Origin of the sequence: Faecalibacillus intestinalis, assembly GCF_003024685.1 — a bacterium.
Classification (GTDB): Bacteria; Bacillota_I; Bacilli_A; order Erysipelotrichales; family Coprobacillaceae; genus Faecalibacillus; species Faecalibacillus intestinalis.
Genome location: NZ_PYLQ01000016.1, coordinates 47,483 through 59,939 on the forward strand (window position 1 = coordinate 47,483; position 12,457 = coordinate 59,939).

Annotated in this window: 11 protein-coding genes and 2 rRNA genes; all 13 read right to left on the reverse strand. The window is 29.0% G+C overall.

What is annotated here, in order from left to right; genetic code table 11:
- Position 1: 1 nt before the first annotated feature.
- The gene (locus tag C7U54_RS10645; RefSeq protein WP_107030287.1) at positions 2–1,462 is read right to left on the reverse strand and encodes a nicotinate phosphoribosyltransferase; all 1,461 of its coding nucleotides are present in this window, start codon (positions 1,460–1,462) and stop codon (positions 2–4) included.
- 65 nt (positions 1,463–1,527) lie between these two features.
- The gene (locus C7U54_RS10650) at positions 1,528–1,782 is read right to left on the reverse strand and encodes a LysM peptidoglycan-binding domain-containing protein (protein ID WP_022002017.1); all 255 of its coding nucleotides are present in this window, start codon (positions 1,780–1,782) and stop codon (positions 1,528–1,530) included.
- 75 nt (positions 1,783–1,857) lie between these two features.
- Positions 1,858–2,532, reverse strand: coding sequence for a ribonuclease III (gene rnc / locus C7U54_RS10655; protein WP_032090281.1), 675 nt, complete (start codon positions 2,530–2,532; stop codon positions 1,858–1,860).
- Entirely contained in the window at positions 2,519–3,508 is a 990-nt protein-coding gene (gene plsX, locus C7U54_RS10660; protein WP_032090209.1) for a phosphate acyltransferase PlsX, read from the reverse strand. The genes rnc and plsX overlap by 14 nt, the downstream gene beginning before the upstream one ends.
- A gap of 29 nt (positions 3,509–3,537) precedes the next feature.
- On the reverse strand, positions 3,538–5,550 hold the full coding sequence (recG, locus tag C7U54_RS10665) for an ATP-dependent DNA helicase RecG (protein WP_107030288.1): 2,013 nt from the start codon (positions 5,548–5,550) through the stop codon (positions 3,538–3,540).
- 8 nt (positions 5,551–5,558) lie between these two features.
- Positions 5,559–6,470 (reverse strand): AEC family transporter, encoded by a 912-nt coding sequence (locus C7U54_RS10670; RefSeq protein ID WP_107030289.1) that lies wholly within the window; start codon positions 6,468–6,470, stop codon positions 5,559–5,561.
- 52 nt (positions 6,471–6,522) lie between these two features.
- Positions 6,523–6,828, reverse strand: a complete 306-nt coding sequence (locus C7U54_RS10675) for a PTS sugar transporter subunit IIB (RefSeq protein ID WP_022002012.1) — start codon at positions 6,826–6,828, stop codon at positions 6,523–6,525.
- 123 nt (positions 6,829–6,951) lie between these two features.
- A complete protein-coding gene (locus C7U54_RS10680; RefSeq protein ID WP_107030290.1) occupies positions 6,952–7,902 on the reverse strand; it encodes a 3'-5' exoribonuclease YhaM family protein in 951 nt (316 codons plus the stop codon).
- Positions 7,895–9,889: a glycosyltransferase gene (locus C7U54_RS10685; RefSeq protein ID WP_107030291.1), complete on the reverse strand. Its 1,995-nt coding sequence runs from the start codon at positions 9,887–9,889 to the stop codon at positions 7,895–7,897. Before C7U54_RS10685 ends, C7U54_RS10680 begins: the two co-directional genes overlap by 8 nt.
- Positions 9,890–9,898: 9 nt before the next feature.
- Entirely contained in the window at positions 9,899–11,011 is a 1,113-nt protein-coding gene (locus C7U54_RS10690) for a lysylphosphatidylglycerol synthase transmembrane domain-containing protein (RefSeq protein WP_107030292.1), read from the reverse strand.
- 11 nt (positions 11,012–11,022) lie between these two features.
- The gene (locus C7U54_RS10695) at positions 11,023–12,027 is read right to left on the reverse strand and encodes a glycosyltransferase family 4 protein (protein WP_107030293.1); all 1,005 of its coding nucleotides are present in this window, start codon (positions 12,025–12,027) and stop codon (positions 11,023–11,025) included.
- A gap of 157 nt (positions 12,028–12,184) precedes the next feature.
- Positions 12,185–12,292 (reverse strand): 5S ribosomal RNA (gene rrf / locus C7U54_RS10700).
- A 74-nt stretch (positions 12,293–12,366) separates the two neighbouring features.
- Positions 12,367–12,457 (reverse strand): 23S ribosomal RNA (locus C7U54_RS10705); the annotation flags it as partial.

Here is a 12,457-nt window from a genome sequence, read left to right on the forward strand (position 1 = left end):
TTTATTTTCTCTTTTCTTCTAACATTTTAATTTTAAAATCTAATAAACTCTTAGTAAGATCTACATAATAGTTATGTGGGAACTCTAATCTAAATATTTCATCCCATAAGCGTGCTTTTTCTTTCATTGAATAATCTCTAATTTCTTTTACAGACAATTCTTGATAAACAAATTTTCCATCTTCAAATATAGGAACTTGTAATTCTTCTACTGTATACGTATTAGCTTCAATTGTTTTAAATTTCCAAATATCAGATTGATGATAAATCGTTAAATCTTTTGTACAATCAATTTCTTCATCATAAAAAGCAATTAAATCCGCCATTGCTTTTCCAGTTTCATTTTCAAACAAACGATATACACGTTTATAACCTGGATTGGTAATCTTTTCAGTATTTTCTGAAATTTTAATTTTAGGAATAATTTGTCCATTTTTTTCAATAGCTACTAATTTATAAACTCCTCCAAATACTGGAGATGATTTTGATACAATTAAATTTTCTCCAACTCCAAATGAATCAAGTTGCGCTCCTTGATTTAATAAAGAGCGAATCAAATATTCATCTAAGGAGTTTGAAGCCGAAATACTTACATATGTAAGACCCGCAACATCAAGCATTGCTCTTGCACGTTTTGATAAATATGAAATATCTCCACTATCCAAACGAATTCCTTTTAATTTTTTACCCATTGGTTCTAAAACTTCTTTGGCTATTTCAATGGCATGAGGTACTCCACTTTTTAAAGTATCATACGTATCAACCAATAAAACACAATCATCTGGATATGTAAGTGCATAAGCTTTAAAAGCTTCATATTCACTATCAAATGATTGCACAAAAGAATGTGCCATTGTTCCTACTACAGGAATATCAAACATCTCACCTGCTGAAACTGTAGCTGTTCCTGCTACCCCTCCAATATAAGCTGCACGAGCTCCATAAGTTGCACTATCATATCCTTGAGCACGTCTTGCTCCAAATTCCATAACAGGTCTTCCTTTGGCTTCTTGAACAACACGATGTGCTTTAGTAGCAATTAAAGATTGATGATTAACTGTTACTAATAACATCGTTTCGATAATTTGTGCTTCGATAAATTTAGCTTTTACAGTAATCAATGGTTCATTAGGAAAGACTGGTGTACCTTCTTTCATTGCATAAATAGAACCTGTAAATTTAAAATCTGATAAATAATCTAAAAAATCTTCATCAAATTTTTGAAGTGAACGGAGATATTCAATATCTCCTTCACTAAAATGTAAATTCTTTATACATTCAATTAATTGTTGTAATCCTGCAAAAACCGCGAACCCTCCATTATCTGGGTTTTTTCTATAAAACATATCAAAATAAACAAGTTGATCTTTATTTCCTTGTTTAAAATAATTATATGCCATTGTCAACTCATATAAATCCATTACAAGAGTTAGATTTCTTTCACTTCCTGCATGTCTATTCATAAAATTCTCCTTCATTGTTATTTTTACGAATATAATAAGCTTTTTTTTAAGAAAAATCTAGTCCATTAAAAATATAATTCATAAGAATCTCTTGATTGTACCATTGGCATTGGTCCTTGAGGAATAAAAGGAATATATAATTGTTGATCTGGGTAAATCATCATTTGTTGATCAAGTTTATTCATACAAGCGATCCATTCTATTTTAGTATTAAAATTTCTTGCTATCCGATAAACATTATCTCCCGGTCTTACTGTATAGAGATAGATATCACCTACTCTACGGGGATGAATGACTCTTTCATATTCTTCATCAAACATATTTTGCCTCCTTCATTTTAAAATATGTTTTAAAATAAAAAATGTTTAGGCAAAAAAATAGATAGCATTTGCTATCTATCTGGCTAATTTTTTCAACGCATCCTTTGCAGCCTTTTGTTCTGCTCTTTTTTTACTAGAACCTTTTCCAGTTCCTAGGGTCATATCATCCATCATGACTGCCACTTCAAATTCAGGTGCATTCGCTGGACCTGTTGTTGAAAGTAATGAATATGTGACTGTCTTTCTTTGATCCGCTTGAATCAATTCTTGTAATTTTGTTTTAAAATCTGTGATATCATCATAGTTGACATCTTCAACATGTTTATAGATTGTCATATCTAATATTTTTAAAACATATTCGATACCACAATCTTCGCTTATTGCCCCAATAAAGGCTTCAAAAATATCAGCTAAAACACTATTACGATCTCTACCACCATTATGTTCTTCACCTGCACCTAAGAAAATTTGCGCACCTAATCCTAATTCACGAGAAAAACGAGCAAGTGATTCTTCTCTTACTAGTTTAGAACGTAAAAGTGTCAATTCTCCTTCTGGCTTTTCAGGATATTTTTCATAAATAAACTTTGATACATAATATTGTAAAACTGAATCACCTAAAAATTCTAATCGTTCGTAATTTTTTCCTTTGTTTTCATTTGTATAAGAAGGATGTGTAAAAGCTTCTTTAAATAAATGAATATCTTTATAAGGAATGCCCATTACTTCTAAAAACTTACCTAATTCCACTTTCATCTAGACCTACTTTCATTTTTTCTACTACATTTACTTCAACCATTTCAAAAGCTAAATTCATTGCACTTTCAAAAGCTTTCGCATCACTTGCACCATGTGCTTTAACAACTGGTTTTACAAATCCCATCATCAGGGCACCACCTACACCTGCAGGATCAAATTTTGTTTTTAATCCTTTTAAAACTGGTTTAGAAATAACTGCCCCTAATTTATTACGTGTTGATGCCATAAAACCATCTTTTAATGCAGACATCATAGATAATGCAACACCTTCAATTGTTTTTAATGTGACATTTCCTGTAAATCCATCCGTTACAATGACATCCACATCACCTCTTAAGATTTCTTTTCCTTCAATGTTTCCAACAAAATCAATTTGTTCAAGTGTACTCAAAGATTGATATGTTTCTTTATGGATCTCATCACCTTTATGTTCTTCACTTCCAATATTTAACAGGGCAACTTTAGGTTTTTGAATATGTCTAACATTTTTAGCATAAACATTTCCCATAATTGCAAACTGAACGAGTTGATCTACTGTATTTTCAGCATTTGCCCCTACATCTAACATGCAAACACCTTTATCATTTAAAGTGGGAATTGTTGCCATTAAACATGATTTTTCAATTCCTTTAATACGTTTTAAAAACAACATTGCACATGCATAATAGGCTCCTGTATTTCCACAAGATAATACAGCATCAACTTCGTTATTTCTTGCTAACATCATAGCTTTTACTAAGCTCGATTCTTTTTTTCTACGGATTGCTAAAATATTTTCTGTCATTTCAAAGATTTCTCTAGCATCTATTAAAGTTACTTGAGGATGATCTTTCAATGCTTCTAATTCTTCAATTTTTCCTACAACATAAAGCTCATCTGTTTTATTTTTATTTAAAAATGATTGGCAGGCTTCTACAACAATAGAGCTACCTAAATCACCACTCATGGCGTCTATCGCTAATTTCATGTTCTCACCTCTTTTAGCATTATAACACATTAATCAATATATTCATTATTCTTTATTAAATTGTTTTTTATTTCTGATAACAATTTTATAATTTTTTCATCATCTTGATGTTGATTCATCGCTTCAAAAGCATCTTTTCTTGTAATTTCTAAAATATGATAATCTTTAAAAATATCTCCTATCATAAAAGTTGGTAAACCACTTTGCTTTTGACCCAACAAATCTCCAGGTCCTCTTATTTTTAAATCATATTCAGAGACCTCAAATCCATCATGATGATTTTCTAAAAATTCTAATCTTTCCTTTTGTTCAGAATGTGTTGCCTCTGATAAAAGATAACAATATCCTTGTTCCTTTGATCTTCCTACTCTTCCTCTCAATTGATGAAGTTGAGATAAACCGAATCTTTCTGCATTATAAATAACCATCATATTTGCATTACTTACATCAACTCCCACTTCGATTACTGTTGTTGAAACAAGAATCTGTATTTTATTTTCTTTAAATGCATTCATGATTTTATTTTTTTCTTCATCACTCATTTGTCCATGAACTAATCCAACTTCGTATTGTCCTTTGAAATATTGTGCCATTGCTTTTGAAATATCACTTGCATTTCTTCCAGTGATTGCTTCACTTTCATTTACAAGAGGGCAGACAACATAGCATTGTCCTCCCTTTAAAAGATAATCTTTCAAATCTTTTAATATAGGCCTCATCGATGTTCCTTTAATAAACTTTGTAATAACTTTTTTTCTCCCGTTAGGAAGTGTTTTAATCGTTGAAACATCCATATCTCCATATAAAGAAATAGCAAGTGTTCTAGGAATCGGTGTTGCTGTCATTACTAAAAAGTCAACTTTATTTCCTTTGTCTTTTAACGCTTTTCTTTGTTCAACACCAAAGCGATGCTGTTCATCAGTAATAACCAGACCTAATTGATTATATTGTACTTTTTCTTGAAATAAAGCATGTGTTCCAATAATAATATCAATTTGTCCATTTTCTAATTGCTGATAGATATCATTTTTTTCTTTTTGTGAAAGATGACCTGTAAGTAATGCGATATTTATTTTATATTTTTTAAACATTTTTTTTAAAGACTGATAATGCTGAAGCGCTAGTATTTCTGTTGGTGCCATCATAGCTCCTTGATAACCTGCTAAATAATTAGCATATAAACTAATTGCTGCAACAACTGTCTTTCCACTACCAACATCACCTTGAACAAAGCGATACATTAATTTTTGACTTGTTAAATCTATTAATATATCATCAATGACTTTTTTTTGGTCATCTGTTAATTGAAAAGGGAGCTTTTCAATAAAGTGAGTCACTTTTTCTTTGTCTATTAATTTTGAGATACCTATATTTTGTGTGCGATTTTGTTTTATATATTGCATTGTCATTTGAAATTTAAAAAATTCTTCATATTTTAAGTATCTAAGTGCACTAATAACATCACTGCGTGTTTGCGGTTGATGTATTTTAAACAAAGCATCTTCTTTATCTATCAAATGATATTTTTGACATAAATATAAAGGAATAATATTAGCAATATGTCCTTTATAAAAATTAAGTGCTTTATTGACATAACCCTGAAAACTTTTTTGAGTGAGTCCTTCTTTTAAAGAATATACTGGTGTTATTCCAGAAATTTCTTTTAAGTTCTTTAGTTTTAAGTCACTAGCTGTAATTGCTTTTTTAGAAGCACTGTATTTACCAATAATAGTAAGCATCATTCCTACTTGCATATTCTTTTTCAAAAAATGACGATTAAAAATCGTAATTGTTAATGGTTCTTCATGATAATTAACATGAAAAGTCAATCTTGAAAATCTTCCTTTATAAAAGATTTTAGGTTCATCAATAAGCTGTGCTTCAATAATGACCTTCGATTCATCATGTAATGGTGTTTCTAACATTTCTTCAAAGCGATAAGGATAATGTTGTACTAAATCTTTTACAGTATAAATAGATAATTCATTTAACTGTTCTATTTTATTTTTATTTATTTTTAAAACTTTTAAATCATACTCCATACACTCACCTACGCAAACATGATAATTAAAACGACCAAAACAGCAATACTGATAATAATTGAAAGTGAGCTCGAAATAGCTGGTGCATCACGATGATAACCAATATTTTTTGAAAAAACAGCTGAAACAGTTGTAATAGGCGCAGCCATTGCTAAAACAACAATTTTTTTAGCAAGCATTGGAATTGGAACAATAAAATAAACAATACTCATTAAGATAGCACCAAAAAGCACACGAATCAAAAGTGTTTTTAAAACTATTTTCATTTCCGAAGGATTTATTTTAACTTCTAATAAAAGTCCAATCATAAACATCGCTAAAAATCCATTTCCTGCTCCTATAAAAGAAGCCATTGATAAAATTGGTTGAGGTATTGAAATTTTAAAAAGTGCTAAAACAAAAATTAAAAGATATACATCAAATGGAATTGATGAAAATAATTTTTTGATTACTGTTTTAGGAGTCAATTTTTGATTACTGCTTGCTACGCTTCCTGCTAACGCATAACTTCCTCCTAAACACATAATTGAATTTCCTACATCAAACATGCATAAATAAGCAACTCCCATGCCTGGGAAAAAGCTTTGTACAAACGGCATAACAAAGTTTCCTATATTATATCCAGAACAATTGATCATATAATATCCTTTTAAAATGTTTTCCTCTTTTCTTGAAAGTATAAAAGAAATGAAAAGCATGATAATATTTGATGCTAATCCTATTAATAATAAAATGATCATTGATTGATCAATTGTTATGCCACTTGCATTTGTAAGTAAAGCACAAGGTAATGTCACATTCATAATAATTGTTGCAATTGTTAAACCATCTCTTTTTTCTAAAACATGCACTTGTTTTAAAATAAACGCTATTATAATTACAAAAACAAAACCTGCTGCCTTGATCATAATTTCAGCCATTTCGATTCCTCCTAAATTTTATTATAGCAAAAAAAAACATCGCTTAGGATGTTTATTTTTTAATTAAATCTAATGCTTGATTTAAAACAGCATCTCCGTTCATACTTGCAAAATCACCATCATTAATTAAAGCGCATGGAATAACCCCGTGAACCATTTCTTCAATTTTAGATAATTCTGAAGCAGATTGTGGCGCTAATAAAACACAATCAGCATCTGCCCATGATAAACCTACAGATTTAGATCCAACTGCCCAACACATTACTTTAATATCTTTTTGTTTAGCAGATTCTTTCACTGCATTTACTAATTTGTTTGTTGTAACCCCTGATACACAACATAATAAAATCTTATACATATTATACTACCTCACTTTTTAATAATAAATTACTGACATAATTATATTCTTTTTTAATTTTTTTTCTATAAAAATACAAATTTCTTTTTTCAAATTTTGAAAAAATGTAAAAAGTAGCATTTGCTACTTTTCATACATCTTTGGTTTATATAACGCTCTATTTTCTAATGAGAATACACGTTTTGTAAATTTTCCATATTCAACGGTTTCTAAAGCTTTATCCATCATCGCCATACGAGCATCTATATTATCAATTAAATATAAAATCTCTGCTTCTTTGATTTGCGGAAGAACAGGTGAACCATATTCATTTTTTCCATGATGTGCTAAAATCATATGTTGTAATAAAGTTACTTCTTCTCCTTCAATATGAAGTTTATCAGCAGTTTCTTTAATCATTGCATTTGAAATAGAAATATGACCTAATAGTTTTCCTTCTAACGTATATTCTGGAACAACAGGACCACTTAATTCAATTGTTTTTCCTAAATCATGTAATGTGATTCCAGAATATAATAGATCTTTATTAAGCGTTGGATATAAAGTGCAAAATGATTCTGCAACTTTTAACATTCCATACGTATGATAAGCCAATCCTGAAACATATTCATGATGATTTTTGCTAGCTGCTGGATAATAAGATAATTTTTCAATATTATCTTCAAATAATGTTTTTACTAATTGATGTAATTTTAAATTATCTATTTGATCAATAAACTTTTTAATTTCATTGATCATAAATTGACTATCCAATGGTGCTTGTTTTAAAAATTTAATACGTTCTTTATCATCTTGTGACGCTAAATGAATCTTTACAATCTTCATCTGTCTATCTTCATTATATTTTATAACATCACCTTTTATTTGAACAACTGAACCTTTTACTAAAGTTTGTACTTGTTCTTCACTAGCATTCCATAACTTAGCATCAATAGATCCTGTATCATCTTGTAATGTCATAGATAAATACGTTGAGCGATGTGCTCCATTGGTTTTTCCTGATACAACATGATTAATTAATGCTTCAATTAAAACACCATCATCACCAGGTTTTAAACTTGCTATTTTATTCATCATTATTCTCCTTAACTTCTAGAATATTCTTAATATCTTCGTAATTATATCCTTTTTTTAACAATGTATCAATTATTTTGTTTCTTAAATCTTTTCCTTCTAATTTTTTTTCATAGCGATGAGATGCTTTTAAATAGTCTTTTTCCAAAGCTAATTTTTCTTTCTCTAAATCATATTCAAAATCATACTCTGCCATTGCTTTATCAATAACATCATTCGTAAATCCCTTTAAAAATAATTTTTCTTTAATTTTTCTTTGAATGTTACGATAAGAAATCGTGTTGTTCCTTTGGTAATAATTATTGATTAAAAGCATCGCTGCTTGATATTCTTCATCATCATCAAGTTCTTCTAAACATGTATCTATTATCTCAGTATCAACACCATAATTTCTTAAATTATAAATTGCTTTGTTATGTCCTATTCCCAAACGTGTACATCTTTTAAAATAATTCATTGCGTACATTTTATCATTAATTAAATTTTTTTCTGATAAAAGTTGAATAGTAGTATCAAGTTGAGCATCATCATAATCTCCAGAATCCATTAATTTCTTTCTCATTTGTTGTTCAGTATAATCTTTAATAGATAAATACTTCAAGGCTTTGTTATATGCCCTACTGATTTGTTCGTGATCTTTAAGTGTATTAAACTGGTTTCTATCAATTGTTTTCCCTCGATACAGTTTATATTGATCTATTACTTTATCTGATAATTCTAATGTTACAGCACTTTCATTTTCATCATAAGTAAATGAAACCTCATTTTTATTATTCTTTATGGGAAATATCGAAACAATTGTATAAGTATATTCTTTAATAAGAATGGCTTGCTTATAAACTTCTAATACTTTCTTAGCAAATGTTTCTCCACTATACTCATTTGCTTTTTTTAATGCATTTTCTTTTAAAACATCTAAATCCATTTCCATAGCATCTAATATAAGTTTTGGTAATTCATCTTCATTTTTAAAGAAAAAGCCATTTTTCCCATCATCAATAACATCTTCAAGTTGATCATCATAACGAGCAATAACAGGAATAGAAGACGCCATTGCTTCAATATAAGTCAATCCCTGTGTTTCAGATAAAGATGCTGAAATAAACATATTAGAAATATGGTAATGTGCTGGAACCATTTCACCACTTTGAGGCCCTGTAAAAATAACATATGATTCAATATGATCATTTTTTACATATTCTTTTAACTCTTCTAATTGTGGTCCACCCCCAACAATTAAAAAACGAATATTATCATTAATAGCGACAACTTTTTTTAAAGCATCTATGATAACCGTAATGCTTTTTTCAGGAGCAATTCTTCCCAAAAATGTAAGAACAAAATGATTTTGTAAATGATATTTTTCTATTAAACTTTGACATAATTCGTTGTTTTTATTATTAACTGAAAAACGTTCAAGTTCTAATCCCGTAGGAATCGTATAAATATTTTTTTGTTTTAAACCATAATGGATTAAAGCATCTTTTGTTTTATTTGAAGGAACAATTAATCCTTGACAACTATTTCCATAAAATTTACTAATTTTTGTAATTACTTTTTTGACGACAGTATCTACTGTTTCAGAATTGATTGGATTAATATAATGTGAATAATCTGTCCACATAGTATGATACGTATAAACAACAGGAATATCTAAATATTCTGCAGCAATTCTTCCAAAAATACCAATACCAAATTCTGTTTGAACATGAATGACCTCTGGATTAAATCTTTTAATTTCTTTCATACCCTTAAAAGAAAAAATATTACATGCCCTGTAGCCATAAAGAGCTTGTATTTCTAATCCTGGCACTCTTAAAACTTGATCATCTAGGCTTTCATCATAAGTTGTATCACTTGGAAGTTCACTTGTTACAACTAAAACATCATGTCCTAAATTTACAAGTTTATTTCGTAAAATATTCGTTGATGTAGCAACACCATTAATATCAGGTATGTATGTATCTGAAAAAAGTGCTATTTTCATAAAGACCTCCTATTTTTTAAAATCATCAAATTCAATTTCTTCTATATCTTCTATAACAATTGTTTGATTATTTTCTGTAATTTCTTTTTTATCATTTTTTGTTGCAAAATTAAGTTCTCTACTAAATGACATTGTAAGACCTCCAAGAATAAGACCAGCATAATAAGTAGCAAATCTCCAAACAAGTAAAGTTGCTGATGTAGCTCCTTTTAAAAAGTAACGAAGTAAAATATAAAACGAACCTTCACTACCCCCACTTGCTCCTGGTAATGGTACAAAATCTGAAATCAAATAAACAAAAGCAGTAATTCCAATTAAATCAAAGAAATGTCTCCAAGAAAGAGGAACATTCATTGCAAGAGAACAAAAAAATGGAATACTATAAAGAATTGTCAATTTTAATACATTTAATCCTATTGATTTAAGTAATATTGGTTTGTTTTTTTGTAATAAATTAAGTTCGATTCTAAAGTTTTCTAATTTTCTTTCAATTTGAGAACTTACCTCTTCATAGCTTTTCACTATATGTAATTTTGCTAATACTTTAACAACATTATTACTTAAAAAATTTTGAAGTTTTTCAGACTTAGCTCCTAAAAACAAAGTAGAAATAACCACTAAATTAATAATAAATCCAACAAATGCTAGTGAAAAAAAGCCAGAATACAATTTACTAAAATAAACAAATTTTAAAAGCATAATGATAGATGTATACACAACCAATACACTTTGATAGACAATAAAAATCATTAATAAAATACTAGACGAATAAGTTGCTTTGATTCCTTGTTTATTAAAGGCATATACTTGATAAAATTGTCCACCAGAGGCCATTGGCGTGATTCCATTAAAGAAAATACCGGCCATTGCATTTACGATTCCTTGTTTTAAGGTATAATCTTTTTTATATACTTTAGCAAAAAGTGTCAAATTCATTGCATTGATTAAATAAAAAATACACATTAAAATGGCAACAACCAATAGCCACCCTAAATGACAATGTTTTAACGATTTAATCGTTCCTTCTAATTGATTACCAATTGAAAAATAAATTGATAATCCACCAACTATTAGAATAATAGCTACATTTAGTATGTATTTTTTTATATTTTTTTTATCCATAATATTATCCTCTAAAGAGATTCAACTTTTTCATATACCTCTTTTAATTGTTTTCCTATTAGCAATAAATCTCTTTCTTTAGCAACTTTACAACCTTCTTCTATTGTCGAAGGTAATTCGTGATTAATAATTTTATTAATATAATCAATAAAGTCTTGATTTGTTTTCCCCTTATAACAATTAACTCGATCTTGCATCCATGGATCAAAAGCAGGAATATCCCTTAATAATATTTGTGTTTTGCAAGCTAAAGCTTCTAAAACAACAATTCCTTCTGTTTCTTCACGTGATGGAAAGAAAAAAACATCTGCTCTACCATAAGCACCTTTAATAATATCTCCACTAACATATCCTGGTAATATTAAATTTTCTGGTAATTCTTTGAGTAATTTTTTTATCTTAGATGTTGGGTTGGATAATCTAACATCTCCAAACCACATAAATTTTACACGAGGCATTTCTCTTGCAACTTCTACAAAAGTATCAAATCCTTTTCTTTCAAAAAGCCATCCTACAGATATAACAAGTTTATCCTCTTCAGAAATATGAAACTGTTGCGTAAACTCATTAATTTGTTTAGATGTTGGATTAAACTGTGCAACATCTACACCATTAGAAATCGGATATATTTCCTTATTTAAATCATATGACTCTAATAAGCTTTTAGAATATGGTGTTGGTGTAATAATAACATCAGCTGAATTATAAAGATACACAAGCCATTTTTTATAAAGACCAGCAAAGGAATTAGAAAACATAAAAGAATTTTTAAAATCTTCTTCTGTACTATGTGCATGATAAATAATCTTCTTATTATTTTCTCTTGCCTGTTTAATCATTGAAATACTATCAGGATAGATTGTATTAATGTGTAAAATATCATAATCCAAATCGTTTTTATCAGTCGTAAATTCAATATTATTTAATGTTAAAGCTTTCTTTTGGTGGTAAAACGCACGACCTATTCCAGACTTCTTAATAGCATTTTCCATTCCAAAATATAATTTAATTTTCATATAAAACATCACCCAATCTATTATAACATATTTTTATTTTTGAAACTATATAATCAAGAATTTTACCCTATTAGCTAGCTACAAAAAACAATAAAATAATAGCATTCAAATTTGAACTTATGATTAACAGCATGTAAAAACATAAAAAAAAAGAAGGAACTGGCAACGAGCTATTTTCGCACAATGTACTATCTTCGCCGCGATGATGCTTAACTTCTGTGTTCGGAATGGGTACAGGTGTGTCCATCATGCTATCATTACCAGATTCTTCTTTTCAAGTGTCTTCAGGACACTCAAAACCAGACAGTAGTTTTTCTTCTTTCAAGCTCGCTTGCCTTTTCGGTCAAGCCCTCGACCTATTAGTATCAGTCCGCTTAACATGTCACCATGCTTACACTCCTGACCTATCTACCTTATCGTCTTTAAGGGG

Bases quoted from the DNA above. Each gene is read 5' to 3' on its own strand.
- C7U54_RS10685 (WP_107030291.1), bottom strand. From the start codon at position 9,889: ATGAAAATAGCACTTTTTTCAGATACATACATACCTGATATTAATGGT.
- C7U54_RS10645 (WP_107030287.1), bottom strand. From the start codon at position 1,462: ATGAATAGACATGCAGGAAGTGAAAGAAATCTAACTCTTGTAATGGAT.
- plsX (WP_032090209.1), bottom strand. From the start codon at position 3,508: ATGAAATTAGCGATAGACGCCATGAGTGGTGATTTAGGTAGCTCTATT.
- C7U54_RS10670 (WP_107030289.1), bottom strand. From the start codon at position 6,470: ATGGCTGAAATTATGATCAAGGCAGCAGGTTTTGTTTTTGTAATTATA.
- C7U54_RS10650 (WP_022002017.1), bottom strand. From the start codon at position 1,782: ATGTTTGATGAAGAATATGAAAGAGTCATTCATCCCCGTAGAGTAGGT.
- recG (WP_107030288.1), bottom strand. From the start codon at position 5,550: ATGGAGTATGATTTAAAAGTTTTAAAAATAAATAAAAATAAAATAGAA.
- C7U54_RS10690 (WP_107030292.1), bottom strand. From the start codon at position 11,011: ATGGATAAAAAAAATATAAAAAAATACATACTAAATGTAGCTATTATT.
- C7U54_RS10680 (WP_107030290.1), bottom strand. From the start codon at position 7,902: ATGAATAAAATAGCAAGTTTAAAACCTGGTGATGATGGTGTTTTAATT.
- C7U54_RS10695 (WP_107030293.1), bottom strand. From the start codon at position 12,027: ATGAAAATTAAATTATATTTTGGAATGGAAAATGCTATTAAGAAGTCT.
- C7U54_RS10675 (WP_022002012.1), bottom strand. From the start codon at position 6,828: ATGTATAAGATTTTATTATGTTGTGTATCAGGGGTTACAACAAACAAA.